Below are 25967 nucleotides of genomic sequence, written 5' to 3' on the forward strand. Positions count from 1 at the left end.
CAATCCCTTACACCGCCAAGCGCGAAGTCGAGCCGATCACACTCTCCAGCACACTGAAGTCGATCCATTCGCGCACATCGAAGCGGCGCGGGATGAAGCCCCACCTGAACAGGAACTCGGTAAAGTCCTGCAGGGCCTCGATCGAGCGGCTGTCCAGCGTGGTACGCAGGCGACGGTGGGCATCGTCGCCGTACGCTGCGGCTACCCAGTATTCGCTGGTGTTCAGCTCCCGGGCCAGAAACCGCCGGGTGTCCTCCGGGTTGGCCCAGGCCCACTGCTCGGTCCGTAGCACGGTGTCGACCAGCGTACGGCTGGCATCGAAGTGCTCGGTCAGCAGGTGGCTGTCCACGGTCAGGGTGCGCGGCGTGCCGTTGTTGCTGCGGATCAGCGGGTCGGGGTGGCTGCCGGTGTCGACCACCACGCGCAGGCCGAACTCGTGGGCCAGGTGCACGGCGTGGGCACCCTTGAGGAAGATCGCGTCGATGTCGCCGCGCAACAGGCCGATCAGTTCGTTGTTGCGGCGGCTGAAGCGGCTGGTGCCCAGGCTCACTTCGGCGCCATACAGATGCTGCTTGGCATCATCACTGTAGGTGCCGCCGTAGGGGTAATCCACCAACTCGACATCGGCCACCGCCAGCCCTTCGAGCTTCAGGGCGTTTTCCAGCCCACGCAGGGCCTGGGCGCGGGTGAAGTCGATCTGCACGTTGGCCCACTTGGGCAGGCCGAAGCGGCGGTTCTTCAGGTCGCGGATGCTGCGCACGCCGCTCTCTTCGGTGGTCAGGATCAGCTGCACCTCGTCGCTCCACGACAGCCCCAGCACTCGGGTGTCGACGCCGCTGGCATAAGCCCAGATCGCCGGGATGTTGCCGCCGTGGCGCACCGAGTTCTGCAGGTGGTGGTCGTAGTGGGCTTCGCGTACCTCGCGTTCGCTGGACTCACGCAGCGACTGGATATTGGTGCCGAAAGGCGCAAAGGCCTCGGCCAGCCGCCCGGACTGCACGGCGATGCCCAGGCCGGTGGGGACGGGGCTGTGGGTGTACCAGAGGGTTTGCAAAGGCTTGCTCATGGTGTGACGGGCTTCCTGTCCAGGGGGGTGGGGGCCAGCAGCTGGGCCAGCGGGCGCGGGTCGATCCAGTCGCGCACATCGAAACGCGCCGGGATGAAGCGCCAGCGCTTGAGGAACTCGACGAAGTCCTGCAAAGCCAAGATGGCCTGCTCGTCCAGGCGGGTGCTCAGGCGCAGGTGGGCGTCGCTGCCGTAGGCGACACTGACCCAGTATTCGCTGCTGTTGGTTTCCCGCGCCAGGTAGCGACGGGTGTCGTCCGGGTGTTGCTGGGCCCAACGCTCGGCACGCAGTACCGAGGCGAGCAGGGTGCTGGCGACCTGTGGGTGCTGCTGCAGCAGGTGGCTGTCCACCGCCAGGGTGCGCGGCGTACCGTTGTTGCTGCGGATCAGCGGGTCGGGGTGGCTGCCGGTGTCGATCACCGTGTGCAGGGCGAAGGCATGGGCCAGTTGCACCGCGCTGGCGCCCTTGAGGAAGATCGCATCCACCTCGCCCCGCAGCAGGCCGGCCAGTTCCAGGTTGCGGCCCTCGCTCTGGGTGCTGGAAACCGGTGTGCCAGCGACGTTGCGCACCGGGCGGTCGCTGAAGGTGCCGTCGTAGCGGTAATTGACCAGTTCGACATCACCAACCTGCAGCCTTTCGAGCTTCAGCGCGTTCTCCAGGCCGCGCAGGGCCTGGGCGCGGGTGAAGTCGATCTGTGCCGCAGCCCAGTCGGGCAAGCCGAAGCGCCGGCCCTTGAGGTCCTTCACGTGCTGTATGCCGCTGTCGGGGCGCGTGAGGATCAACTGCGCCTCATCGGCCCAGGACAGCCCGATCACCCGGGTTTCGCGGCCCTGGGCGCGGGCCCAGATGGCCGGGATGCTGCCGCCATGGCGTACCGAGTTGCGCAGGCTATGGTCGAAATGCGATTCGCGCACTGTCTGCTGCTCGGCTTCGCGCAGGGACTGCACGCGGGTGCCCAGGCGAGCCAGGTCATCCTGCAGCCAGCCTTGCTGTACGGCGATGCCCAGGCCGGTGGGCACCGGGCAGCGGGTATACCAGAGGGTATCCAAAGGTTCGCTCATGTTGCTGCTCCAAGGGTGTCAGGCGCTGGCCTTGAGGGGGGCGGATGCTGGGCTTTGCTGAACCAGTGGCAGCACTTCCTGGCCGATGCGCAGGGCTTCTTCCAGGTGCGGGTTGGCGGCCAGGATGAACGTGCTGAAGCCGGCATCGCGGTACTCGGCCAGGCGTTCGGCGATGTGCTGGTGGCTGCCCACCAGGCCCACGGTCGGGCCGGGCTTGGCTTTGGCGAAACCGGCCCAAAGGTTACGTGCCAGGATCAGTTCGTCGAAGCCCTGCAAGCCTTGGTGATAAGCCGCCTGGCGGGCAGCGCCGACCGAGTCGGAGCCGGTCACGAAGCCCTTGGCCGATGCGCTGGCCTTGCCTTCCAGGCGCTCGAACTGCTGGCGCAGTTCGCGCCAGGCCTGTTCCTCGGTCTCGCGGGCGAACAGGTCGACGCGCAGGCCGAAGCGCACCGTGCGCCCTTGTTTGTCAGCCAGTTCGCGGACACGCTCGATGTGCGGCTTGAGCTTGTCGATCGGCTCGGCCCAGTTCAGGTACACATCGGCATGGCGCGCGGCCACCCCAAGCGCGGCATCGGAGAAGCCGGAAAAATACACGCCCGGTTTGCGTTCATGTTGCAGGCCCGCTGGCAGGCTGCCGTTTTCCAGGCGATAGACCTGGCCTTCGTAAGAGAACGTGTCGTTCTGCCACAGGCCCTGGATCACGTCGAGAAACTCGCCGGTGCGCTGGTAGCGCAAGTCGTGTTCGAGGAAGTCGCCATTGGCGCGCTGGCTGGCCGGGTTGCCGCCGGTGATGATGTTCCAGTCCAGCCGGCCACCGCTGAGGTTTTGCAAGATGGCGGCCTGTTGCGCGGCATAGGCAGGCAAGGTCCAGGTGGCCTGGAAGGCGATCAGGAAGCGGATGCGCCTGGTTTCCCGGGCAAGTGCCGCGGCGGCGATCCAAGGCTCCGGGCCGGTAGGCAGCAGGGCGCCCTCGAAGCCTGCGAGCTCGGCGGCCTTGGCCACTTGGGCGATGTAGTCGATGTAGGTGAAGCCGTCGCGTTCGCCGTTGGGCAGGCGACCGGGGGCGATGTGGCCGGGGCGGTGCTGCGGATTACCACGGTTGTGGCTGTCAGTGGAGAGCTGCGGGCCGTCGGTGCCCAGCGGCAGGCGCCAGAAGAATTCGGTGGTCATGGGGGCTCCTGAAGGGGGAGGGTGTGGGATGGCGAGGGTGCTGCAACCGCTGTGCCATGCGGCGCCGGGGCCTGTGGCGCGGGGGGTTGCGTTGCCAGAGAAGGTCGAGGTGCTGCTGTGGCAGCAATCGGGCAGCAGTGGATGCTGGAAGAGCAGCATGGGCATGCCCGGCCGTTACCCGGGCGTGCCCGCGTAGCGGCCGACGAAATCATGCGTCAGGCCGGCATGACGTCTGGCAGGACCTCACCTGCACTGCGCAGGTAAGCCTCATGCAAGGCCGCGTAAGCCCCGTTCCTGCCGAGCAGCTCGGCATGCGCGCCTTGTTCGACCACGCGCCCGCGGCTGATCACGGCAATCCGGTCGGCGTCGCGAATGGTTGCCAGGCGATGGGCGATGATGATTGCCGTGCGCCCCTGGCACAGCCGGCGCAGGGCTTGCTGGATGCGTCGCTCGGTGTGCACGTCCACCGCCGAGGTGGCTTCGTCCAGCACCAGTACCGCAGGGTCGGCCAGGTAGGCGCGCACCAGGCACACCAGTTGCCGCTGGCCGTGGCTCAAGTGTGCGCCAAGCGGGCCGACTTCGCTGTGGTAACCCTGCGGCAGGCGTTCGAGCACTTCGTCGGCCCCCAGCTCGCGCGCCGCCGCCACCAGCCGGGCATCGTCGGCATCCGGCGCGACCAGGCGCAGGTTGTCGAGGATGCTGCCGCTGAACAGCACGTTGTCCTGCAGCACCACGCCGACGTTGCGCCGCAGGTCGTGCTGGGCCAGTTCGCGCAGGTCGATGCCGTCCAGCTTCACTGCGCCATGCTGTACCTCGTAGAAGCGCGTCAGCAGCTGTACCAAGGTACTTTTGCCATGCCCGGAGGGGCCCACCAGGGCCAGCACTTCGCCGGCCTGGATGTGCAGGTCCAGCCGGTCGATCACTGGCCGTGAGCCGTTCGCGGCATACGAGAAACCGACCTGTTCGAAGTCTACCTTGCCTTGGGCTCTGGCCAGCGGGCGCGGCGTTGGCGGGTCGAGCACCTGCGCACGGGTGTCGAGCAGCAGGAAGATCCGCTGCGCCGAGGCGCTGCCGGTAGCGTAGCGCTCGAACAGGTCCGACAGCTCCTGCAAAGGCCCGAGGAACAGGAGCACATAGAACAGGCTCTCTGCCACCTGGCCGACACTGACGTTGTCTTCGGCCAGGCCATAGCCCCCCACCAGTAACAGCACCGCCATGCCCGCCGTGCTCAGCAGCGCGGTGAACGGCGCGAACCAGCCGGCACGCAGGCTGCCGCGGATCAGTGCCTGGTTGAAGTCCTCCAGCAGGCCCTGGTAGCGCACCTGGTTGGCATGCTCCTGGCCACACTGCTGGATCAGGCGCACACCACTGACGCTCTCCACCAGGTGCGCGGTGAAGCGGCTGCGCTGTTCGGCAACCTTGGCCCAGTTGCGCTGGGAAACCCGCTTGAAACGCCAGGTGGCGATGGCCAGCAGCGGCACCGTGGCGGCCAGGCTGCAGAAGAAGGCGGGCTCGATTCGCCACAGCATCAGCGCCGCCAGGCCACAGCGCAGCAGTGCTCCGAGCAGCTCCGGCGGGCCCTGCACGAGCAATGGCTCGAGTGCATCCACATCACGGTCGGCGCGCGCGATGATGCGCCCGGCGCGGGTCTGGTCGAAGTAGCTCACCGACAGTGCCTGGACGTGGGCGAACACCTTGACCCGCAAGTCGTTGAGCACGCCAATGGCAGCGCCCCCGGCAATCCACTGCGACACCCCGGCGAGCATGAAGCGCCCCAGCCAGCTGGCTGCCAGGCCCAGGCTCAGCCACAGCACCAGGCGCTCGTCCAGCAGCCAGTGCCCGCCATCGGCCACCAGGCCCTTGTCGAGCAACTCGCGGACGAACCAGGGCCGCAGGAACACGGTAAGCACCAACAGCAGCTCGATGCCGATGACGGCCAGGATCTGCCGACGAATCGGCCGCAACAACGGCAGCAGGCGGTGGAACATGCCGCGGTCCAGCGCCTGGCGGGCCAGGTGCTGTTCGATCTCGATATCGCTGGGGGTCTTGTTGCGCGTGTCAGTCATGGTCGATCCCCAGCAGGTCACGGTAGTGTGCGTTGTTGGCGCTCAGCTCGGCATGGCTGCCGCTGGCGCTGATGCGCCCGTTCGCCAGCATCAGCACGCGATCGGCCAACAGCAGCGTCGACAGGCGGCTGCTGATCAGCAGCAGGGTCGGGCCGTGGCCAGTGTCGCCACGCAGGCGCCGGATATTGTCCAGCACACGGCGCTCGCTCAATGCGTCCAGCGCACTGGTGGCGTCGTCCAGGCAGAGGATGTCCGGCGCCGCCAGCAGCGCACGGGCCAGGCACAGGCGCTGGCGCTGGCCGCCGGACAGGGTCACGCCACGGTCGCCCAATGGGGTATCCAGGCCATGGGGCAGGCGTTCGAGCACGTCCTCGGCGGCGGCCAGGCGCAGGCCCTCATGCAATTGCGCCGTGCTGGCCTGCGGCGCCGCCAGGCGCAGGTTGCTGGCCAGGCTGTCGGAGAACAGAAAGGTCTCTTGCGCCAGCACCTGCACCCTGCGGCGCAGTTCGGCGAGGTCCAGGCCGCGCACATCGTGCCAACCGGCAGCGTCGCTGCCGACCAGCACAGCGCCGTGCTGCACATCGGCCAGGCGCGGCAGCAAGCTGGCGAGCAGGCTCTTGCCGGTGCCGGTGGCGCCGACCAGGGCGACGACTTCACCCGGCTGCAGGGTCAGCGAACAGTCCTGCAGAATGTCGCGACCGCCTTCCACCGCGCCGATTCGCACCTGTTGCAGCTTCAGCCCCAGCGGCCCGGCCGGCAGCGGGACAGGGCCACTGACAATTGCCGGGCGTTCGTCGAGCAGTTGCCAGATGCGCTCGGCGCTGGCGCGGGCGTCGGCGAAGGTCTGCATGACCCGGCCTATGCCCTCGATCCGAAACACCAGGGTGGTGGCCACCAGCAGCGAGGTGACCAGCTCACCGATGCCCAGCGCGCCCGCTGCCACCCGGTGGGCGCCATAGAACAGAATCCACACGTGCCCGAGCGCGACCACCGCCTGCGGCAGCGGAATACGTGAGCTGGCGTAGCCCAGGGCGGCGCGGGCATGCCCGGTGAACACGCCAACCTGGCTGGCGAAGCGCTCGATGCGTTGCTGCTCCAGGCCGAACGCCTTGATCACCCGCACCCCGCCGATGCCTTCGGCCAGGTCCTGGCTGACCTGGTCATAGGCGGCACCCACCGCACGGTCGAGGCTGACCAGGCGATCGGTCTGGACCACGAACAGCCACAGGCCGACAGCGGTCAGCAACAGCGGCACCAGCCCCAGCAGCGCGTCGTACCAGCACAGCAGGCCGACGGCGGCCATTACCACCAGCGGGGTTTCGATGATCTGCCGCCAGAAGGTGATGAGCGCGTCGCGTACCTTGTCGGCATCGCGGGTGGTGCGGGTCACCAGCTCACCCATGCCGTGGCGCCAGTGGTAGCCCAGATGCAGGCGCTGCACCTGGGTCAGGATGCGCGCCCGCAGGCGCGTGAGCAGGGCCTGGCTGAGCACCAGTGACAGCACCGCCGCCGCGTATTGCAGCAGGCCGCGGCCCAGGGCGATGGCCAGCAGCAGCCACAGCCAGTGCCAGGCCAGGGTGGCATCGAGGTTGCCGTCCGCCATCCGCATCACGGCGCGGCCGCTGCTGACATCGTTGACCGCATGGCCGATCAGCCACTGTTGCCAGACCAGGCCCAGGTTGCCAGCGATGTACAAAAAGGTGACGAGTGCGAAGCGCCAGGGCATTTCACGGTAGATGGCCAAGGCGCGCAGGAGGGGGTGGTTCATGTAGAGACTCGGTACCGGGGCCGCATGGCGGCCCCTTGCATGGGGGTTAGCGGCGCGTCGCGCCCTGGGCTTCCTTGGCGTTGAGCACGGCGGTGTACTCGCCCGGGTCGGCACCGTTGAGGTAGTAGTTGCCGACGTTGTGCAGGCGCCAGCGGATCGGGTCATGGGTGGTGTGCACGCGGGCGTTGCGCCAGAAGCGGTCGAGGTTCCATTTGCTCAACGAGGCGCTGGCCCCGAGCAACGAGAACAGGTCGCTGGAAATCTTCAGCGAGGCGGCGTCGGAATGCGCGCGGGCGGTGGCCACGGAAAGAATCAGCTCGTCCTGCAGCGCCTTGTCCTCCGGGTCACGCTCATGTGCGTCGAACACGCGCGCGGCATCGCGCAGCAGCGATTCGGCGCCGCGCAGGGCCACGGCGTACTCGCCGATCTGGCGAATCACATGGGGCTCGTCACTGGCGCGGTCGACGCCGCTTTCCACCCAGGCGCGGGCGTGTTCACGCAGGTAATCAATGCCGGCCTGCAACGCGCCGGCGGCGATGCCGGTGTCAATGGCGGCGTGAAGGATCTGCGGGAAGGTCAGCCCGGTGCGTTTCATCGGGCCGCTGCGGCGCGACAGGTAGCGTTCATCGAGGACGATGTCGTCGAATTTGACGGTGCCGCTCACCGAGTTCTGCTGGCCGAAGGCTTCCCAGTCGTCGACCAGCGTCAGCCCAGGTGTGTCACGGTGCAGCAACACGCCGACGCCACCGTCTTCACTGGCGGCGGTCAGCGAGATCCAGTCGGCCAGGTAAGCGCCGGTGGAGTAGAACTTGCTGCCATTGAGCACCAGCTTGCCATCGGCGCGGCGCTCGACGCGGGTCTTGAGGGCGAATTTGTTCTTGCCACCGACCTCGGCCAGGGCATTGCCCAGGCGCTTGCCGGCGAGCACGTCGGCGATCAGGCGGTCGCGAACGTCATCGGCATAACCGCTGAAGATGCCGCGCAGCATCACATTGTGGATCTGCAGCAACTGGCCGACGCCGCCGTCGGCGATGGAGATCAGGCGCACGGTTTCGACGATGGTCTGCACCGAGGCGCCGAGGCCGCCGAATGCGGCCGGCACACCGATGGCGGTGAGGCCGCTGCTCGACAGCAGTTCGGCCTGGCGGCGAGGCAGTTGGCCGTTGTTGCCGGGGTCGGCGGCGATCAGGGCGATTTGCGCGGCGACCTCGCGGGCGGCGGCGATGGCATCGGCTTCGCTGTTCAGGCGGTGGGAAGGGTTGGGTTCGATGGCGCTCATGAGGGGTCTCGAAGGTTGTCTGGAAAGGCCAGGGCGTTTGCCTGTGAGCCTTGAGCAAGTTCTTTGCCATCGCCCGCAATCCCTCATGGCACAAGGCCTCGGCCTTGACACTGCTGCTCGGGCAACAGCGGCCGGCAGGTGCTGTGCTGATCTGGCAGCACCCGGCCCGCAATCCTGCTCCCAGCCCAGCAGTCGGCGCCCGGCCGCCGCCGCCTTATCCCGTGAATCAAGGCCTCCAGCGGTTGGCACGCACACTGCAACAGGGCCAGGACGACGCCCCAAGGAGCCACGCCATGACCCTCGCTACCCCCATCCCGCCTGCGGACGACATTGCCACCCTCGACCGCATCTGGTTCACCCGCTGCCCGGTCCCCACCGCCTCGGGCATCGCCTACAAGCTCGGCTGGCTGGACGAAGAGTTCGCCCGCGACGGCCTGCCCGTCTCGACCCTGCAGGAGGCCCGCCAGCTGGGCCATCATCACTACGATCATCAGCTCCCGGGGCTGTTTCGCGAAGGCGGCAATGTCCCGGCCCTGGCCGCCCGTGCCGCAGGTTCGCCGAGCCGCCTGATCGGTCTGACCTGGATCGAGGAATGGCAGACCATCCTGGTTCGCCCGGACTCGAACATCCGCAGTGCCGCCGACCTGCGCGGTAAGCGCCTGGCCCTGCCAGCGTGGGGCGACAGCCGCCCTGGCAGCATCGCCCGGGCCATGAGCCTGCAGGGCTACAAGGGCGCGCTGGCCTCGGCTGGGCTGCACCTGGACGACGTGCAACTGGTGGAGGTGGCATTGCTCGACCAGGCCGACGCAAGTACCCCGCAGCTGGGCCTGCAGCGCCTGTGGTCGGGGCTCGATTACCTGGCACGCGGCGAGGTGGATGCCGTCTACGTCAAAGGCGCTGCGGCGGCCGATGCGGCACGCCGCCTGGGCCTGGTGGTGGGGGTCGATCTCGACCTGCTGCCCGACCCAAGCCAGCGCATCAACAACGGCACGCCCCGGCCGATCACCGTGCACCAGAGCCTGGTCGACAACCATTACGAGCTGGTGGTGCGCTTCCTCGCCCAGACCCTGCGTGCTGCCGAGTGGGCCGCCGGTAACCGCGAGGCGCTCAATCGCTTCCTTGAAGACGAGACCCGCGCCGGCAGCCAGGGCGTGGCCGAGGCCTACCGCGGCGAGTACCACACCACCTTGGCACCGGACCTTTCTGCACAGCGCCTGGATTTCCTAGGCAAGCAAAAGACCTTCCTGTACCTGCACGGCTTCCTGGAAGGCGATTTCGATATCGCCGAATGGGTCGATCCGCGCCCCCTGCAAGCTGCCCGACAACTGCTGGCCCAGCGCCGCGCCTGACCCCGTATCCGGAGAATCGACATGACCGTACTGATCAACGAACGCCCCGTCACCGCCGAACTGCAAACCTTCATCGACCAGGTGGTCGCCGAGGCCGAGGCCGCTTTCACCGTATTCCGCGAAACCAACACCATCACCGCCAACGGCACCGTGGGCTTCATCGAGCGCTTGCCGGGCGAGGAGTTGCTGGTGTCGGTGAACTACGGTGGCCCATGGAACCAGCGCAAGCCGCTGCAGGCCACCGTCACCGACTTTGCCGGCAACGTCATCGTCGGCAAGGGCAAGGGCGGGTTGGGGCGTTACACCAAGCTGTTCCAGACCCACGCCGACGTCACCACCGTGTCCCATGTGCACAGCCCGTACCTTGGCGCCTGGGCCCAGACCCACCGCACCTTGCCGTTCCACTATGTGCCGGTGCAGCGCTACCAGCTGGCCCGCGAACTGCCGGTGTACATCGATCGCCGGCAGGCAGAAGTGGACTTCATCCTGGAAAAGATCGCCGAAAACCCGTTCAACCTGGCGATTCTCGAAGCCAATGGCGGCTCCACCGTGTGGGGCAAGCAGGGCCTGCGTGCCACTGCCGAGTTCATCCTGCTGCTGGAGGAGGGCGCGCAGATCCAGCTGCTTGCCGATGCCCTCGGTGGCTCGCGGCCCTACGGCCCGGGGGTGCTCACCCAGCAATGGAAGATGAGCGGTCTGTACGAGCGGGCGACCGAGCTGGGCCTGGTGCCCGGCAGCGACCGGCGCAGCTGATTCGGTTTGCGGGGCGCAACGCGCCCCGCAGGCCTGCTGGCCAACCTCTCATCCAACGCAAGGACCCCCCACATGGCGGTAAAGATCCTCTGGTACCTCACCACCCCCGACGGCCCCTATCCCTGGGAGCCGGAAGGGCGCTGGAACACCGACTTCCAGCACCTCAAGCAACTGGCCGTGGCGGCCGACCGCCTGGGCTATTACGGCTCGCTGCTCGGCTCCAGCCCAAACGAAAGCCTGGCCGTGTCGGCGGCCTTGATCGATGCCACCTCGCGCCTGCGTTTCCTGGTTGCCCAGCATCCAGGTGAGCTATCGCCAGCGGTGCTGGCCAAGTGGGCGCTGACCTTTGACCAGTTCTCCAACGGCCGCCTGTTGTTCAATGTGGTCAATGGCAACGACGCCGGCCTGGCGACGCTGGGCGTGCATTACCCGCACGATGAGCGCTACGACTTCAGCCTGGAGTACTGGCGCGCCTTCCAGGCCTTCTATGCGGGTGAAACCGACGGCTATGACGGGCGCTACGTGAAGCTGTCGCCGCGTTCCCCGGCAGCGGCCCGGCACCCCTTGGGCGGCTGGCACCCGCCTCGGCAAACGCCCGGCATCCCGCTGTGGGGCGCGGGCACGTCGGCCCCAGGCGTGGCCCACTCGGTGCAATTGCTCGACGTCTACCTGAGCTTTGCCGACACTCCGCAGAAGCTCGGTGACAAGTTCCGCCGCGTGGCGGAGCAGGCGGCGAAGATCGGCCGCGAGCTGACCTATGGCACGCGCCTGCAGGTCATTGTCCGCGAGACCGAGGAAGAAGCCTGGGCCCATGCCGAACGGTTGTTGCAGCGCACCTCGTTGGCCACGGCGCGGGCCGCCATCGAGCGTCAACTGCCGCCAGGCCAGACCCTGGACAGCTATGTCAGTGACGACCCGCGCATCCAGCGCAACCTCGACAGCATCCGCGCCGGGCGCCTGCCCACGGCGCGCGAGCTGGAGATCTATCCCAATGTCTGGCTCGGCCCCAGCCTGTTCGGTTTCAACCTGCTCGGTCCAGCCGCAGGTACTTACCTGGTCGGTAGCGCCGAGCAGGTCGCCGCACGCATCCGTGAGTACGAAGCGCAGGGCACTTCAGCGTTCATCCTGTCGGGCTTCCCGCTGATCGACGAGGCGCAACGGGTGGCCGACCTGCTGTTCCCGCTGCTGGAGCTGGACCACGGCTTCGAGGTGCCACGCCTGGGCGCGGCAAGCACGCCGCGCGTGGCGCAACCTGCCTGAGGAGAGGGTGATGAGCGAGCTGTTTTCGCGCCGGGCGTTTCTCGGCAACAGCCTGACGGTTGGCGGCGGCCTGCTGCTTGGCGGCGGGCTGCTCAGTGGCTGTGACGGCGGGGCACCCCTGGCGACGGCGGCCAACCCACCGCAGGCGACCACCCCGGTGCGGGGCGGCCGCCTGCGGGTGGGCATCATCGATGGCGACCAGGCGGGCAACCTCGATGCGCACAAGCCGGTGGGCGGCGGCATCATCCGCGGCTGGGCACTGTATGCCAAGTTCTGGGAGTGGAACGCCGATGTCAGCACGCGCCTGGCGCTGGCCGAGTTTGCCGAGCCGAATGCCGATGCCAGTGCCTGGACCATCCGTATCAAGCCAGGCCTGGAGTTCCACCATGGCAAGAGCATCAGCGCCGATGACATGCTGTTCTCGATCCTGCGCCTGACCGACCCGCAATTGGCTTCGCCGTTTGCCGGGCTGGTTGGCGCGATCGACCGCCAGGCGCTGCGCAAGCTGGACACGCGCACCATCGAGGTCCGCTTCAAGCAGGGGCGGAGCTTCTATCCACTGGATGAAACACTGATCAGCTTTGGCGGCATCGTGCCCACCGATTATCACCCGCAGCTCAACCCGGTCGGCGCCGGGCCGTACCGGTTGAAAAGCTTCATCCCCGGCCAGCGCTCGCTCTACAGCCGTTTCGAAAACTACTACAAGCCCAACCAGCCCTACGCCGACGAGCTGGAAATCATCGAATTCAAGGACCAGGTCGCACGCGCGGCGGCGTTGCGCGCCGGGCAGATCGACGTGGCCAGCGGCGTACAGGCCGAGCACAGTGCCTTGCTCAAGGCCGACCCGCGGCTGCGCCTGTATGCCTCGCCCACCACCTCGTTCACCGGCTTCAACCTGAACCTGGCCAAGGCGCCGTTCCAGGACCTGCGCGTGCGTCAGGCGTTCCGCCTGCTGGCCGACCGCCAGGAGTTGGTGGCGCGCGGGCTGAATGGTTTTGGCCGCATTGCCAACGACCTGTACTCGCCACACGACCCGACCTACAACCACGCCATCGGCCAGCGCCCCTACGACCTCGACCAGGCGCGCTCGCTGCTGCGCCAGGCGGGGCAAGAGGATTTGCGCGTCGAGCTGACCACCACGCCGGGGGCTGGCGTCAATGCGGCATTGGTGTTCGCGCAGCAGGCACAGAAGGCCGGGGTGCAGGTCAAGGTCAACCAGGTCGACGCCTCGGTGTTCAATGGGCCGCAGCGCGAACAGTGGCAACTGTCGCCGGGTTCGACGCCGGCGCGTGGTTTTCTCGCCACCGCGTTGCACAACGATGCGCCCCAGGCCATCTACAACCGCAGCAACTTCCACGACCCGCGCTTCACCGAGCTGTACCAGCAAGCCCTGGCCCAGCCCGATCTCGAGCGGCGCAAGGCCCTGGTGCACGAGGCCCAGGTCATCCAGCACGCACGGGGCGGGTTGTTGATCTGGGGCTTCTCGGACGTGCTCGATGCCGCCTCTGCCAAGGTCGGCGGGCTGGCCCCGGAACAAACCACTTTCGCCTCCTGGCGCTTCGATGAACTCTGGTTGAACCATGCCTGATCACGCTCACCGTTCCCCCCGCACACCCGCCTGGCTGGCCTGGTTCGTTGGCCGGCTGGGTTACGGCCTGCTGACCGCCTGGGTGATCAGCCTGGTGGTGTTCATCGCCACCCAGGCACTGCCCTCGGACCCGGCGCGGGTGATTCTCGGCCCCGATGCGCCGCTGCAAAGCATCCTCACCTTGCAGCGCCAGCTGGGGCTCGACCAACCGATCCTGATGCAATACCTGCGCTGGCTTGGCGCGGCGCTCAGCGGCGACCTGGGCACTTCGCTGGACTCACAGCTGCCAGTGGCGCAGCTGCTGTTCGGCCGGCTGGGCCATACCCTGGCCTTGCTGGCCGGAGTGCTGGCTCTGGTGGTGCCGCTGGCGCTGCTGCTGGGGGTGAGCCTGGCCTTGCGCCGCGACCGGCCGCTGGACCGCTGGGGCCTGTCGGCGCTGATCCTGCTCAAGGCCACGCCCGGCTTTTTGCTGGCCATTGGCCTGGTGCTGCTGTTTTCCATGCCCGGCATGGGTTGGTTGCCTGCAGTTTCGATCCTCGATCCGCAGCAACCGCTGTGGCGCCAGCTGCAGTTCCTGGTGCTGCCGGTGATTGCCCTGAGCCTGTCGGCGTTGCCTTACCTCACACGCATGGTGCGCGCCTCGATGATCGAAGCGCTGGAGTCCGACTACGTGGTTGCCGCACGCCTGCGGGGCATCCCCGAGCGGCGTATCGTCTGGCGCCATACGTTGCCCAACGCCCTTACCCCGGCCATCCAGGGGGTGGCGCTGACCCTGCGCACCCTGGTCGGCGGCGCGCTGCTGGCCGAGGTGATCTTCAGCTATCCCGGCATCGGCACCGCGCTCAACGCCGCGATCCAGATGCGCGACTTGCCGATGATCCAGGGCGTGGTGCTGGTCATCACCCTGGCGGTGGTGCTGATCAACCTGCTGGCCGACCTGCTGACGGTTCTGCTTACTCCCAGGCTGCGTACCGCGCACCGGGTCAGGATGATCCGTCGCAACCGGCGCGGTATCCGCCCTTGGTGGCGGCGAACACGTAGCTCACCTGCCCAGGAGGCGCAGCATGACTGATTCGCGCTGGATGGCTGACCCGCAGGTGCGGCGCGGCGCTGTGATCACCTTGATGGTGGCCTTGCTGGCACTGCTTGGCCCGTGGCTGGCTCCGCATGCACCGACCGCCATGCTCGGGCCGGTGTTCGGCCCACCGACTGCCGACGCTCCGCTGGGGCATGACTTCCTCGGCCACGACCTGTTGTCGCGGCTGCTCAGCGGCGGCCTGTCGGTGCTCTGGATGTCGCTGGCAGCGGCGACCCTGGCCTTGCTGGTCGGCGGCAGCCTGGGCCTGCTGGCCGGTTTTTCGCGGCGCCGGCTGGACCAGGCGATCAGCTGGGCAGCGGATGTTTCGCTGGCATTCCCGGACCTGATCCTGGTGCTGCTGATCGTCTCGATGCTGGGCCGTGCACCGTGGTTGATCGTGCTGACCGTGGCCATTGCATTTACCCCCGGGGTAGTGCGCCTGGCGCGTGGCAGCGCGGTGGCGGTGGCCGGGCAGGAGTACGTCGAGGCCGCGCAGATGATGGGTTACCCGCGCTGGCGCATCCTGTTCAACGAGATCCTGCCGAATATCCTCACGCCGCTGCTGGTGCATTTCGGCAACATGCTGACCTGGGCCGTGGGCATGCTCTCGGGGCTGAGTTTTCTGGGCTATGGGGTGGCGCCGCCAGCGGCGGACTGGGGCCTGATGATCAACGAAAACCAGGCCGGGCTGCTGGTGCAGCCATGGGCGGTGCTGGCGCCAGCGCTGCTGATCGGCGTGTTCGCCTATGGCACCAACATTCTGGCCGAAGGCATCGGCCGGGTCAGTGCACGGATTGGGGAGATACAGCCATGAATGCAGCGTTCAAGCGGGGCAGCGAAGTCTTGCAGGTTCGCGACCTGCGCGTGGAACTGGCGGGCGAGGTCGATGTGCTGGCCAACGTCTCGTTCAGCCTGGCGGCGGGGGAAATCGTCGGCCTGGTGGGCGAGTCCGGTTCGGGCAAGACCACCCTGGCCACCGCCTTGCTGCGCCATGCCCGGCAGGGTGCGCGGATTGTCGCGGGGCATATCGCGGTGGCCGGGCAGGCGCTGCTCGAACTGCACGGCGAAGCCCTGCGCCTGGCCCGGGGCGGTATGGTCGGCTACGTCGCCCAGGACCCGGCCACGGCATTGAACCCGGCATTGCGCATTGGCACGTTGCTGCGTGAAACCCTGCTGGCGCATGAGCCGGCGCTGGCCCGGGGCGTACTTGACCGGCGCATCGGCGAAACCCTGGTCGATGTCGGTTTGCCCGATGACCAGGGATTTCTGCGGCGCTTCCCGCATCAGCTGTCCGGCGGCCAGCAGCAGCGGGTGATGCTGGCGCTGGCGTTTGTCCTGCGGCCCAGGCTGATCGTGCTTGACGAGCCGACCACGGCGCTCGACGTCACCACCCAGGCGCATGTGCTCGATACCCTCAAGCGCCTGTGCCGCAGCCAGGGTGTGGCCGCGTTGTATGTGACCCACGACCTGGCGGTGGTGCGTGACCTGGTCGACCGGGTGATGGTCATGTACGCCGGCAGACTGGTCGAGGTGGCCGGGCGCGACAGGCTGTTCAAGGCCCCGGCGCACCCCTACACCCGCGCCTTGCTCGCGGCCATCCCCGACATTGCCCGGCGCCAGCCGTTGCAGGCGATTGCCGGGCATGCCCCGGCCCCTGGGCAGCGTCCTCATGGCTGTGCGTTCGCGCCCCGGTGTGCCAAGCGTCGTGCCGAATGCGCGGTGATCGAACCCGCGCTGCTTGGCCACGCGCCGGACCATCAGGTGGCCTGCCTGGCGCCGCTGCGCGAGGCCATGGCCTTGCACGAAACGGTTGCTACGGTTGCCGCGACGCATGACGCAGCGCCGCTGCTGGAGATCCAAGGCCTGGATGTGGCCTATGACCGCCAGGTGCTGTTCGATGTTTCGCTCGCCGTGCGCCGGGGTGAATGCCTGGCGCTGGTCGGTGAGTCCGGCTCGGGCAAGACCAGCCTGGCCAGGGCCGTGGCGGGCCTGGGTGAAAACGTCCAAGGGCAGCTTCGCTACGCGGGCCAACCCTTGGCATTTGCCGCCAGGCAACGTGATGTGCGGCAGCGCCACCAGATCCAGTACGTGTTCCAGAACCCGTACCGGGCGTTGAACCCACGCCAGACCATCGCGCAAATCTTGAGCGCACCGCTGAAGCATTTCTTCGGTACCCGTGGTGTGCAGGCGCAGCGCCAGGTCGAGGCGGTGCTGGCGCGGGTATCGTTGCCGGCGAGCATTGCGCAGCTCTACCCCAACAGCCTTTCCGGTGGCGAGCGGCAGCGGGTAGCGATTGCCCGGGCACTGATCTGCCAGCCGAAGCTGCTGGTCTGCGATGAGATTACCTCGGCGCTGGACGTGTCGGTGCAGGCGTCGATCCTGGCACTGCTGCGCAGGCTTCAGGATGAAGGGCTTACGCTATTGTTCGTGACCCATGACCTGGGCGTGGTGCGGGCGATTGCCGATCGGGTGCTGGTGTTGCGCCAGGGCCGGGTGGTGGAGCAGGGCTCGGCCGACCAGGTACTTGGGCAGCCGGTCGCCGCCTATACCCGAACGCTGATCGAGCATTCACCGAGCCTGGCGTAGGCTGATCCTCTGCATGGCGCAATGAGCGCAGGCAAACAGGGCTGCATTGGCAGCCCTGTTTGCCTGCAGCGTTGCAACTACCCGGCAAACCTGGCCTGGCGGCGCCGCACCTCCTCCTGCACCGCCGGAATGATCCAGCGCCCATAGTCCACCGTGTCATACAGCGGGTCATAACCGCGGTTGAGGAAGGTGGTCACTCCCAGGTCGACGTAATCCAGCAGTGCCTGCGCCACGGTCTCTGGCGTGCCCACCAGTGCCGTGGTATCCCCGTAGGCGCCGACCGCCGTCGCGGTTGGCATCCACAGCGCACGGTCATGCCGGTCGGCGCGTGCCGCCGCGGCGAGCAGGCGCTCGGAGCCGGTGCCCTTGATCCGCTTCTGCCACGGGCTGTCGGCGGCGAACTGTGGGTTGGCCTTGATCTGCGCCAGGATCTGTTCGGCGCGCTGCCAGGCCTGTTCCTCGGTGGCGCCCAGGATCAACCGCACCGACAGGCTGACCCGTGGCGCCGCGACGCCGGCGGCGCTGGCCGCCGTCTTGAGCTTGGCGATCTGCTCGGCGACGCCGCTCAGCGGTTCACCCCACAGGGCATAAAAGTCTGCGTGCTTGACGGCAATCTGGTAGGCGATGTCGGACGAGCCACCGAAAGAGATGGGGATATGCGGCTGCTGCAGTGGCTTGACCGGTGAGAACGCACCCTTGATGTTGAAATAGCGGCCTTGGAAGTCGAAGGGCTCCTCGGCGGTCCAGGTGCGGCGGACAATTTCCAGGTATTCATCGGTGCGCCGATAGCGCTCGGTCTTGTCCAGCAGGCTGTCGCCTTCCTGGGGCTCGGCGGTGATCCCGGTGATGGCATGCAGGCGGATACGCCCGCCACCGGTGGTGTGGTCGAGGGTGGCAAAGGCCCGCGCCGCCACCGTGGGCGCGGTCAGGGCTGGGCGGTGGGCGATCATGAAACCCAGGCGTTCGGTGTGCGCGGCGGCATAGGCGGCGATCTGCAAACTGTCGGCGCTGCCTGGGCCGCTGGCGATCAATACCCGGTCGAAGCCGGCGTGCTCGTGGGCGCGGGCATGATGGCGGATGAACGGGAGGTCGAAGTCGGGCGTGCGCACGCCGCGGGTCTCCGACCATTGGCGGGGGAAGATCATACCGACGAATTCAATGGACATGGACGTGGCCTTATGTGTGGGGGTCAGAATTGGTAATCCACCTGCGCCAGCAGGGTGCGGCCCGGCATGGGTTGGAGGAAGGTGTTGGTCGAGCCGGCCAACCCGCTGACGAAGTTCAGCTCATCGGTGACGTTGAGCATGCGCAGCGTCACGCCCCACTGGGGCTGGCGGTAGTACGCGGCGAGATCGAGGTTGTACTCGTCGGGCACCTTCACCGTCTTGCTCAGGTTCAGGTACCAGCTGCTGGTCCACCAGCCCGACAACTCCACGCCAAAGCCCGAGGCGAAGCGGTAGTCGATGTAGCCGCCGGCGTTGTATTCGGGGATCTGCACCGCATCGAACCTGCCGGACGGACGCTGGTTCAGGCTGTTGTTGTCGCCGAACACGGTGCCGTTGTCAGGGATGAAGCCGGCCGAGGCGAAACCCGCCTGGCTGGTGAACTCGTTGTAGGCACTGATACGGCTGAGGTTGAGGCCGCCGCGCAGGTGCTCGTCCTGGTAGCGCAGGGTGGCTTCCCAGCCTTTGACGATCAGCCGGGCGATGTTGTTGTTGCTGTCCGGCGCCTGGTCGCGGGCCTGGCGGTAGGCGGCCAGGGTGAAGAACAGCTGGTCAGGCATGGCCTCGACCTTCAGCCCCAGCTCATGCAGCACGCTGAGGCTTTCGAAGGCCAGCGGGTTCAGCAGGTTGGCCCCGGCACCACTGCCCCAGCCCAGGCCGTTGGTGAAGAAGCCGGTATTGACCGCCAGCGAGCGATCGAAGGTGTAGTACAGCGTGCTGTTTTCCGAGGGCTTGAAATAGGGGCTGACCTGTACCGAGAACAATCGGTAGTTGTTTGCGTCCTTGCGTGGGTTGCCGCCGGCGAGGACGAAGGGGTTTTCGATGTGCGCGTCGATCCAGCTGCGGCTGGCACCCAGGTTCAACCCCAGGCGATCACCCAGGCGCAGGTTGTGCTGGCTGAACAGGGTCCGGGTGGTCCAGGTGCTGTCGGCGGTATAGGGCGCCACCGACTCGGCGTACAGCCCATGGCCGGCCGGGTACATGGCCGGCAGGTTGAGCCAGCCGTAATAGCTGGACAACTGCGGCACGCCAGGCTGGCCGATCCAGGCCGCGTTGCCGCCAGCGGGGTTGCGCGCGGCCAGGCCCAGCAGGTCACCGGGGTTCTTCAGCGTTGGGTCGAGCGTCAGGTCGTAGGCGTTGATGGTAGAGCCGAAGCTGTTGTTCGCGGCAATCGATTCATTCGACTCGCGACGGTAGATCAGCCCGGTGTTGCTGTCATCGATCAGGGTCAGGCTGCCCAGCTGCCATTGGCCGCGGGCGCGGAACTCGAAGCGGTTGTCGAAGATGTCGTCCTTGCCCTGTACCTGGAATGCCCCCACCGCGTCGGTGCTGTCGGTGGAGTGCTGGTAGAACGTGCTGTTGGCCAGGGTGATGGCCGGGGTCAGCTCGCCTTCGACGCGCAGCTGCGTGGTGAAGCGCCGCGAGCGGTTCTGGTCTTCGTCGCGCTGGCCGGTCTGCGACGACAGCGAGGTCAGGCCATTGCCCGCCAGCGACGGGTCGTAGACCCAGCCGCGCAGGCTGCCGGGGCTGGCCTGGGTGTTGGGCGAGGCGCCCTGGAAGCTGCCATTGACGACTGCGTACTGGCCCTGGGCATTGCGCTGGCGCTGTACCCAGCCGAGCACCTGGGCGTCGGCGGCACCTGATGACAGCACCGGCGACCACAGTGTCTTGCCGTTCTGGATGATCGGCGTGGCGCGGCCAGCGTAGTACTTGCCGTGGTCGACCAGATCCTGGCTGGCGCGGTTCCAGCCATGGGTGATGTTGTAGTCGAAATAGTCGTCATAGGCAGCGTTCCAGTCCACCCGCACGTTGTCGTTGCGCCAGGCCAGTGCGCCGTAGAAGGCGTCGAAGTTGTTTTCGACGTTGTCGTAGAAATCTTCCTGGCGCTGGCGAGTGATGCTGACCCGGTAGGCCAGGCTGTCGCTGAGGGGGCCGGTGTTGTCGATGCTGAAACGGGTGGCATCACGCGATTCGCCGTCGGGGATCCAGCTGCCGATATCGCCGCTGAGCTTGGTGCGGAACTGGTTGAAGTCGGGCTTTTTGCTCAGGTAATTGACGTAACCGCCGCTGCCGCTGACCGAGCCATAGCTCACCGAGGAAGGCCCGGCAACGATGTCGGCGCCCTCGTAGGCGTTGAAGTTGGCCGGGTGGCGCACGCCGTAGGCGCGCTGGCCGTCCTGGAATACCTCGGTGTTCTGCCCGCGCATCTGCGGGGCGATGCCGGCGTTCTGGCCCCCACCGCGGGTGATCCCGGGGGCATATTTGACCAGGTCGTCCGAGCTGCGGATCGGGTCGCGGGCCAGTTGCTCGGCGTTGATCTGGGTGACCGAGCGCGGGGTGTCGAGCAGCTTGGCTTCAAGGCCGCCGTAGATCGAGGCCGCTGGCCGGGTGGGCAGGGCATCGTCGTCGGCCTGTCGGGCCTGTACGGTCACTGTTTGCAGCTGGGTGTCCTCGGCCTGGACGAAGGGCGCGCTGGAAGCCAGGATGGCCAGGGCCAGCGAGCTGGGCCTGAATGTCGGGTGCAGCAGGGCAACGCGGAGCATGTGGCTGGGCCTCGTTCTGTTCGGGAAAGGGAAAAGCGAGGGCGCAGCCGCGCCTGCGGTTGGGGGATTCAGCGAGTGGCCGCTGGCGGCCGGACGTTCAGCTTTTCAGCCACAGGCTCTCGAATCGCCAGGTACTGAACAGCGATTGCTCTGCCTGTGCGCCGCCAACCCGGTTGCTGACGCTGTCGAGCAGGTCGGCATAGCCCCAGATCAGCATGCCGCCGCGCTGGTACTGGATACGCTGTGCGCGGTGCACCAGCGCTTTGCGTTTTTCCAGGTCCGGTTGGGCCATGGCGGCGAGGAAGGCTTCGGCAAATTCAGGGTCGTGGAAATGGGTCTTGTTGGCCACGGCGAAAGGCGCGTCGGTGTGGATGGCGCTGGCCAGGAATGGCGCGCCGATACTGCCGCCGGTGCTCAGGGTCCAGTCATTGCGTTGCGGCCCCTGGAAGGTGGCCAGGTCGACCTGGCGCACGCTGATTGTCACGCCGATGCGCCGCGCCTGTTCGGCCAGCACCAGCGCTGACGCAAGCCCGGGACCCGGCGTGGTCACCAGTTCTACCTGCAGGCCCTCCTGGCCTGCCTCCTTGAGCAACTGCGAGGCCCGTTGCGGGTCGTGCGGGCGAGGCCCGAGGCTATGATCGAAGGTCGGGTCGAACGGTGCATACAAGTCGTTGGCCACCCGGCCCTGGCCGTTGAGCGCACGCCGCACCAGCTCCTCACGGTCGGCCAGCAGGCGGAACGCCTCACGCACCCGCGGGTCGTCGAACGGCGCCTTGGCGGTGTTCATGTCGAACGACAGCCAGTTGCCGCTCACCGACTTGAGCAGGCGCAAGCGCGGGTCGGCCTGCAGCACCTGCAGGTGTTCGGTGGACATCACGTTGGCCATGTCGATCTGCCCGGCGCGCAGCGCCGCCAGGCGGCCGGTCTGGTCCTTGAAGTCGATGATCTCGAGCTCGTCGGCATACGGCTTGCCGGGTTTGTAATAGTTGGCGAAGCGGGTGAACAGCGAGCGCTGGCCCGGGGTGAAACGTTCGAGCTTGTAGGGGCCGGCGCCAACCGGGTTGCTGACCGGGTGATAATCGACCGGCACGATGCCGCCGAAGTTGACCCAGGTTTCTGGCAGCGGCATGTAGCTGCGGCCCTCGCGAAAGGCCAGGCGCACAGTGCGTTGGTCAAGCTTGACCAGGTTGTCGCGGTCGACCCAGTGCAGCAGGGCGGCATAGGGCGAGGCCAGCTGCGGGTCGGTGAGGCGGCGGATGGAGAAGATCAGGTCGTCGGCATCGATGGTCTTGCCGTGGTGGAATTCCAGCCCAGGCTTGAGGCGCAAGGTCCAGCCGCTGGCATCGGCGTTGGGCTCGGCGAATTCGGCCAGGGCCAGGCGCGGCTGCATCTGCTCATCCCATTCCCACAGTTTGCTGTACAGCGCAAAGCCGCGCACGATGCCGCTGCCAACCGGCTTGTGGGCGTCGAGGTTGCCGCTCTGGTTGCCGTCGATGATGCCCAGGCGCAGGCGCCCGCCGTAGCGTGGCTGGTCGGCCACGGCGCTGCCGGGGTTGTCGCCGGCACCGCAACCGGTGAGCAACCCGCCGGCCAGTACGCCGGCATGCCCGAGGAAGCTGCGCCGGCTCAGTGGGTAACCGTCCCTGGTCATGGCCTCAGCCCCCATTGCTGGCGTGCAGTTGCACGGCGGTGGCGGCCGGCCGGGCAAGGGCTGCGCGCTCGCCACGGAAGTGCGGCAGGATGTGCTCGCCAAGGCGGTAGGCCTCTTCCAGGTGCGGGTAGCCGGCCAGGAAGAACAGGTCGATGCCGATGCCGTGGTACTCGCGGATGCGCGCCACCACATTGCTGTAGCTGCCCACCAGCGCGCAGCCTGGTGGGATGCCGATGTAGCCGAATCCGGTCCATACATTGGGGTGAATGAAAAAGTCGTCGAACGCCTGCTGCTCGTCCTTCTCGCTGTAGCCATGTTCGTAGCTCAGCTTGCGTGCAGTACGCAGCCCGGCGTGGGCGGCGCGGGCCTTGACCGTGCCCTTGGCCACGCCTTCGTCGAAGAAGCGCTTGGCCTCGGCCAGCGCAGCCTCTTCGGTGTCGCGGGTAATTACATCAATGGACAGGCCGAAGCGAATGTCGCTGCGGCCCCACTTCAGCGCGCGGGCACGGATGTCGGCGATCAGCGCGGCGATCTCGTCCGGGTGCTCGGCACGCATCAGGTAGAAGTCCGCATGCTTGGCCGCAAATTCGCGGGCAGCCTCCGATGAGCCGGCGGTGCAGATCAGCGGCAGCTCGGCCTTTTTCAGCGGGCCGCGCAAGCCGCCGCCTTCGGCGCTGTAGTAGGTGCCCTGGTAATGGAATTGCTCGTTGTGCCAATAGCCGCGCACCACGTCCATGAACTCGGTGGCGCGGGCGTAGCGCTGGTCATGGCCCTCGAAGTCGCCGACCTGGCGCTGAATGGCATCCGAGCCGCCGTTGATGATGTTCCACACCAAGCGGTTGCCGGTGGCGCGCTGGTAGGTTGCGGCCTGTTGCACCGCCACCCAGGGGGTGTAGTGGTAAGGCTGGAAGGCGGTGACGAACTTCAACGTGCGGGTTTCCCGGGCCAGCAGCGAGCAGACGGTCCAGGGCTCCTCGCCGGTCGGCGCATTGACCATCAGTGCGCCGCCAAAACCATTGATCTCCGCCGCCCGGGCGATCTGCCCGAGGTAGTCGATGTAGCTGAAGTGGTCGCCTACCGCGAAGGCAGAGACCGCGCCGGTGCTGGGGCCGCCGGCGTGCCAGTCGCCGCGGTTGCGCGGGTCGCCGGGCAGGTACTGGGTTTCGCCATGCAGCGGCAGGCGGGTGAAGAACTCGATGCTCATGGGATGGCCTCCTTACTGGACGCTGGGGCTGCAGTTGGGCGTGACCGGCTGGCCGCTGATGACCTGGCGGGCAAAGGGAATCGAGTCCTTCAGCGAGGCATTGACCGTTTCGCTGTGGCCCAGGCCCTTGTACAGGTGGCCCTGTACCACGGAGCCTGCCTTGCAGGCGTCCTGCATCAGCGCGACCTGGGTGGCGGCGGCGGGTGTCTTGTCTTCGGCACCGGTGCCGATGAAGATCGGCTGCGCCAGCTTGAGGGTCGGGTAGGACACCTGGGCCAGCCACGGCTTGAGCTTGTCGCCCTGGTAGTCCTTCTTGGCATTGGCCGGCGTCAGGCCGCTGCCGACCACGTCGCTGACCAGCGACGACAGGCAGCTGGTGCGGGCCTGCTCGAACAGTGGCAGGGCCTTGTCGGTGTAGAAATCGCGCGGGTCGATGCTCGGGTCGTACTGCTGCGCGGCGAGCAGGGTGTAGAAGCCATAGGCCAGGGCCGGGTCGACCTTGTCCTGGTCCTGCTCACCGACGTTCTTTGAACCCACGGTGTAGATGACACCGGTGCCGATGCTGCCCTTGACCCCCAGGTTGGGCGCATAAGTGGCGGCATAGGCGCCTGCGGCGAAGGCACCGGCACCGCCTTGGGATTGGCCGATGATCAGCACCTTGTCGGCCAGCCCTGGTACGCTGGCGACCACAGCCTTGGCCGCATCGAGAATGCCGTAGGCGGCCATGCGGTTGTTGAGCAGCGGGTGACCGCCCGGTACACCCAGGCCCTGGTAATCGGTGGCGACGATGGCATAGCCCTCGGCCAACCAGCGGTTGAGATACTGCACATCGCGGTACGAACGGCCGGCCCAGGACGGCGCGCAGATATCCGCCACGCCCACCGTGCCATGGCCCCAGCTGGCGACCGGCCAGCCGCCGGCGGGCGCCTTGCCTTTGGGAATGAACAGCGCGCCGGAAACCACGATCGGGGTCTTGCCGTCGATGCCGTCCAGCGAGGTGTAGAGGATGCGTTGGGCGCTGGCGGCGTTGGGCAGGCTCAGTGCCTGCTCCAGTGGCTCGCTGCGCAGCAGCTTGCCCGGGGTGGCGGGGATGGCCTTGCTCCAGGTGTAGAAGCTCGAAACCCGGCCGTCACCCTGCTGCGGGTCGGGCTTGGGGGCAAAGGTGTCGGCCGCCATCGCGCCGATGGAAAAGGCCAGTGCGGTGAGGCTGAAAGCGATGGATGCAGGCAGTTTCATGCGCGAGGTTCTCAAGGTTGTTGGCTGAGCTGAGCGTCCAGGGACGGCCAGTAGTGGGTCAGTTGCAGGTCGATCAGTGCCTGGCGGGTAAAGCCGGTGGCCAGGTCCTGGCTGATGTCGTAGGGGGTGCGGATCAGGCGGTTGTCCAGCGCGTATTGGGCGAGGGCGTGGTAGTGGGCCTTGAGCTGTGCATCGCTCTTGGGCGCCCAGCGGGTTTTCCAGGCCACCGGGTCGCCCTGGTCGTCGCGGCGCAGCACGCTTTCGGCGACGCCGGCACGCGACGACAGTGCGTAGTAGCCATCGCGGTTCTGCTCCTGGGAGATCCACCAGGCTGCGCGCACCCAGGCCGTTGCCACCAGTTGGGTCAGCTCCGGGTTTTGCGCAATGAAGGCGTCGGTGCCCCACAGGTCGGAGACCAGCCGCCAGTCATCGGCGCCTTGCTTGGTCGACCAGAGGATGCGGGCCACGCCCTTGTCTTCCAGGGCGTAGGCCTCGTTGAGCAGCACTGCCGCATCGACCTTGCCGGCTGACACCGCCGCGGCGCCTACCTGCGGGTTGAGGTTGGCGATCTTGAAGTCGGTCAGTTTCAGCCCTTGGCTGGCGAGGAAGTTGCTGAAGGCGAACTCCCAGGGGCGGCCGCGGTGCAGGGCCAGGCGCTTGCCCTTGAGTGCCTGGATATCGCGCACCGGGGAGTCGGCGGGTACCACCAGGTAGATGTTGTTGCCACTGCCGCCGGGTACTACCAGCTTGCCTGGCACCTGGCCGGCACCGGCGATCACCGAGGGCAGGTCGCCGCGCACCGCGAAGTCCAGGCTGTTGTTGCTGAACCCCTCATTGATCTGCGGCCCGGCGCCAGCATGGGGCAGGGCGGTCCACTGCAGCTTGACGCCGCGTGCTGCCAGCTGTTGTTCGAGCCAGCCTTCCTCGATCACCCGGCCGGGTATGCCGCCGAATACCGGCGCGCCGCCTTGGGTGAAGGCGACGATGGCGATGCGCACCGCAGCCGGTGGCTCGGCCGCCAGTGCGGCCAGGCTCAGAAACAGGCCGCCGAGCAGGGCGAGGCCGTGACGCCAGGGTTTGTTCATG

Annotated in this window: 20 protein-coding genes; 8 read left to right on the forward strand and 12 right to left on the reverse strand. The window is 67.2% G+C overall.

Features of this window, described 5'->3' with window-relative positions:
* Positions 1 to 7 precede the first annotated feature (7 nt).
* The 3 genes from F6X59_RS12235 to F6X59_RS12245 are packed head-to-tail and all read right to left on the reverse strand — an operon-like array spanning position 8 to position 3297.
* Positions 8 to 1066: an ABC transporter substrate-binding protein gene (locus F6X59_RS12235; RefSeq protein ID WP_152956473.1), complete on the reverse strand. Its 1059-nt coding sequence runs from the start codon at positions 1064 to 1066 to the stop codon at positions 8 to 10.
* Entirely contained in the window at positions 1063 to 2127 is a 1065-nt protein-coding gene (locus F6X59_RS12240; protein ID WP_152956474.1) for an ABC transporter substrate-binding protein, read from the reverse strand. Before F6X59_RS12240 ends, F6X59_RS12235 begins: the two co-directional genes overlap by 4 nt.
* Before the next feature lie 18 nt (positions 2128 to 2145).
* A complete protein-coding gene (locus F6X59_RS12245) occupies positions 2146 to 3297 on the reverse strand; it encodes an LLM class flavin-dependent oxidoreductase (RefSeq protein WP_152956475.1) in 1152 nt (383 codons plus the stop codon).
* Positions 3298 to 3325: 28 nt separating this feature from the next.
* Here F6X59_RS12245 and F6X59_RS12250 point away from each other — a divergent pair, with 28 nt between their 5' ends.
* Entirely contained in the window at positions 3326 to 3493 is a 168-nt protein-coding gene (locus F6X59_RS12250) for a hypothetical protein (protein ID WP_152956476.1), read from the forward strand.
* Between the two features lie 19 nt (positions 3494 to 3512).
* Here F6X59_RS12250 and F6X59_RS12255 read toward each other — a convergent pair whose 3' ends face one another.
* From F6X59_RS12255 to F6X59_RS12265, 3 genes are read right to left on the reverse strand one after another with little or no spacing between them, the layout of a single operon-like run.
* Positions 3513 to 5363: an ABC transporter ATP-binding protein gene (locus tag F6X59_RS12255; protein WP_152956477.1), complete on the reverse strand. Its 1851-nt coding sequence runs from the start codon at positions 5361 to 5363 to the stop codon at positions 3513 to 3515.
* Positions 5356 to 7131, reverse strand: a complete 1776-nt coding sequence (locus F6X59_RS12260) for an ABC transporter ATP-binding protein (protein WP_152956478.1) — start codon at positions 7129 to 7131, stop codon at positions 5356 to 5358. The genes F6X59_RS12255 and F6X59_RS12260 overlap by 8 nt, the downstream gene beginning before the upstream one ends.
* Positions 7132 to 7177: 46 nt before the next feature.
* A complete protein-coding gene (locus F6X59_RS12265) occupies positions 7178 to 8410 on the reverse strand; it encodes an acyl-CoA dehydrogenase family protein (protein WP_152956479.1) in 1233 nt (410 codons plus the stop codon).
* 293 nt (positions 8411 to 8703) lie between these two features.
* On the opposite strand from F6X59_RS12265, the gene F6X59_RS12270 reads away from it, so the two are divergent.
* The 7 genes from F6X59_RS12270 (at position 8704) to F6X59_RS12300 (ending at position 17024) form a co-directional block, all read left to right on the forward strand.
* Complete coding sequence (locus tag F6X59_RS12270) at positions 8704 to 9759, forward strand: ABC transporter substrate-binding protein (RefSeq protein ID WP_152956480.1); 1056 nt, start codon at positions 8704 to 8706, stop codon at positions 9757 to 9759.
* A 21-nt stretch (positions 9760 to 9780) separates the two neighbouring features.
* Complete coding sequence (locus F6X59_RS12275; protein ID WP_152956481.1) at positions 9781 to 10512, forward strand: class II aldolase/adducin family protein; 732 nt, start codon at positions 9781 to 9783, stop codon at positions 10510 to 10512.
* A gap of 72 nt (positions 10513 to 10584) precedes the next feature.
* Positions 10585 to 11772: an LLM class flavin-dependent oxidoreductase gene (locus F6X59_RS12280; protein WP_152956482.1), complete on the forward strand. Its 1188-nt coding sequence runs from the start codon at positions 10585 to 10587 to the stop codon at positions 11770 to 11772.
* A gap of 10 nt (positions 11773 to 11782) precedes the next feature.
* Positions 11783 to 13360: an ABC transporter substrate-binding protein gene (locus F6X59_RS12285; protein ID WP_152956483.1), complete on the forward strand. Its 1578-nt coding sequence runs from the start codon at positions 11783 to 11785 to the stop codon at positions 13358 to 13360.
* Entirely contained in the window at positions 13353 to 14432 is a 1080-nt protein-coding gene (locus F6X59_RS12290) for an ABC transporter permease (RefSeq protein ID WP_152956484.1), read from the forward strand. The genes F6X59_RS12285 and F6X59_RS12290 overlap by 8 nt, the downstream gene beginning before the upstream one ends.
* Positions 14425 to 15252 carry an ABC transporter permease gene (locus F6X59_RS12295; protein WP_152956485.1) on the forward strand — a complete coding sequence of 276 codons (828 nt, stop codon included), beginning with the start codon at positions 14425 to 14427 and terminating at the stop codon, positions 15250 to 15252. The genes F6X59_RS12290 and F6X59_RS12295 overlap by 8 nt, the downstream gene beginning before the upstream one ends.
* Positions 15249 to 17024 (forward strand): ABC transporter ATP-binding protein, encoded by a 1776-nt coding sequence (locus F6X59_RS12300; protein WP_152956486.1) that lies wholly within the window; start codon positions 15249 to 15251, stop codon positions 17022 to 17024. Before F6X59_RS12295 ends, F6X59_RS12300 begins: the two co-directional genes overlap by 4 nt.
* A gap of 77 nt (positions 17025 to 17101) precedes the next feature.
* On the opposite strand, the gene F6X59_RS12305 is transcribed toward F6X59_RS12300, so the two are convergent.
* The 6 genes from F6X59_RS12305 to F6X59_RS12330 form a co-directional block, all read right to left on the reverse strand.
* On the reverse strand, positions 17102 to 18190 hold the full coding sequence (locus F6X59_RS12305; protein ID WP_152956487.1) for an LLM class flavin-dependent oxidoreductase: 1089 nt from the start codon (positions 18188 to 18190) through the stop codon (positions 17102 to 17104).
* Between the two features lie 23 nt (positions 18191 to 18213).
* Positions 18214 to 20790: a TonB-dependent receptor plug domain-containing protein gene (locus F6X59_RS12310; protein ID WP_152956488.1), complete on the reverse strand. Its 2577-nt coding sequence runs from the start codon at positions 20788 to 20790 to the stop codon at positions 18214 to 18216.
* Positions 20791 to 20887: 97 nt separating this feature from the next.
* Positions 20888 to 22441, reverse strand: coding sequence for an ABC transporter substrate-binding protein (locus F6X59_RS12315; protein ID WP_152956489.1), 1554 nt, complete (start codon positions 22439 to 22441; stop codon positions 20888 to 20890).
* Positions 22442 to 22445: 4 nt separating this feature from the next.
* Complete coding sequence (locus F6X59_RS12320) at positions 22446 to 23645, reverse strand: LLM class flavin-dependent oxidoreductase (RefSeq protein WP_152956490.1); 1200 nt, start codon at positions 23643 to 23645, stop codon at positions 22446 to 22448.
* Positions 23646 to 23657: 12 nt separating this feature from the next.
* Positions 23658 to 24881, reverse strand: coding sequence for a lipase family protein (locus F6X59_RS12325; RefSeq protein WP_152956491.1), 1224 nt, complete (start codon positions 24879 to 24881; stop codon positions 23658 to 23660).
* Between the two features lie 11 nt (positions 24882 to 24892).
* On the reverse strand, positions 24893 to 25966 hold the full coding sequence (locus F6X59_RS12330) for an ABC transporter substrate-binding protein (RefSeq protein ID WP_152956492.1): 1074 nt from the start codon (positions 25964 to 25966) through the stop codon (positions 24893 to 24895).
* Position 25967 lies beyond the last annotated feature (1 nt).

It is taken from the genome of Pseudomonas sp. MN1F, from assembly GCF_009391885.1.
In the GTDB taxonomy this organism is placed as follows: domain Bacteria; phylum Pseudomonadota; class Gammaproteobacteria; order Pseudomonadales; family Pseudomonadaceae; genus Aquipseudomonas.

Coding starts and splice junctions, on each gene's coding strand:
- F6X59_RS12295 (WP_152956485.1), top strand. CDS start 14,425: ATGACTGATTCGCGCTGGATGGCTGACCCGCAGGTGCGGCGCGGCGCT.
- F6X59_RS12285 (WP_152956483.1), top strand. CDS start 11,783: ATGAGCGAGCTGTTTTCGCGCCGGGCGTTTCTCGGCAACAGCCTGACG.
- F6X59_RS12275 (WP_152956481.1), top strand. CDS start 9,781: ATGACCGTACTGATCAACGAACGCCCCGTCACCGCCGAACTGCAAACC.
- F6X59_RS12255 (WP_152956477.1), bottom strand. CDS start 5,363: ATGACTGACACGCGCAACAAGACCCCCAGCGATATCGAGATCGAACAG.
- F6X59_RS12310 (WP_152956488.1), bottom strand. CDS start 20,790: ATGCTCCGCGTTGCCCTGCTGCACCCGACATTCAGGCCCAGCTCGCTG.
- F6X59_RS12305 (WP_152956487.1), bottom strand. CDS start 18,190: ATGTCCATTGAATTCGTCGGTATGATCTTCCCCCGCCAATGGTCGGAG.
- F6X59_RS12260 (WP_152956478.1), bottom strand. CDS start 7,131: ATGAACCACCCCCTCCTGCGCGCCTTGGCCATCTACCGTGAAATGCCC.
- F6X59_RS12290 (WP_152956484.1), top strand. CDS start 13,353: ATGCCTGATCACGCTCACCGTTCCCCCCGCACACCCGCCTGGCTGGCC.
- F6X59_RS12330 (WP_152956492.1), bottom strand. CDS start 25,966: ATGAACAAACCCTGGCGTCACGGCCTCGCCCTGCTCGGCGGCCTGTTT.
- F6X59_RS12300 (WP_152956486.1), top strand. CDS start 15,249: ATGAATGCAGCGTTCAAGCGGGGCAGCGAAGTCTTGCAGGTTCGCGAC.
- F6X59_RS12325 (WP_152956491.1), bottom strand. CDS start 24,881: ATGAAACTGCCTGCATCCATCGCTTTCAGCCTCACCGCACTGGCCTTT.
- F6X59_RS12250 (WP_152956476.1), top strand. CDS start 3,326: ATGGCGAGGGTGCTGCAACCGCTGTGCCATGCGGCGCCGGGGCCTGTG.
- F6X59_RS12270 (WP_152956480.1), top strand. CDS start 8,704: ATGACCCTCGCTACCCCCATCCCGCCTGCGGACGACATTGCCACCCTC.
- F6X59_RS12235 (WP_152956473.1), bottom strand. CDS start 1,066: ATGAGCAAGCCTTTGCAAACCCTCTGGTACACCCACAGCCCCGTCCCC.
- F6X59_RS12240 (WP_152956474.1), bottom strand. CDS start 2,127: ATGAGCGAACCTTTGGATACCCTCTGGTATACCCGCTGCCCGGTGCCC.
- F6X59_RS12265 (WP_152956479.1), bottom strand. CDS start 8,410: ATGAGCGCCATCGAACCCAACCCTTCCCACCGCCTGAACAGCGAAGCC.
- F6X59_RS12280 (WP_152956482.1), top strand. CDS start 10,585: ATGGCGGTAAAGATCCTCTGGTACCTCACCACCCCCGACGGCCCCTAT.
- F6X59_RS12320 (WP_152956490.1), bottom strand. CDS start 23,645: ATGAGCATCGAGTTCTTCACCCGCCTGCCGCTGCATGGCGAAACCCAG.
- F6X59_RS12245 (WP_152956475.1), bottom strand. CDS start 3,297: ATGACCACCGAATTCTTCTGGCGCCTGCCGCTGGGCACCGACGGCCCG.
- F6X59_RS12315 (WP_152956489.1), bottom strand. CDS start 22,441: ATGACCAGGGACGGTTACCCACTGAGCCGGCGCAGCTTCCTCGGGCAT.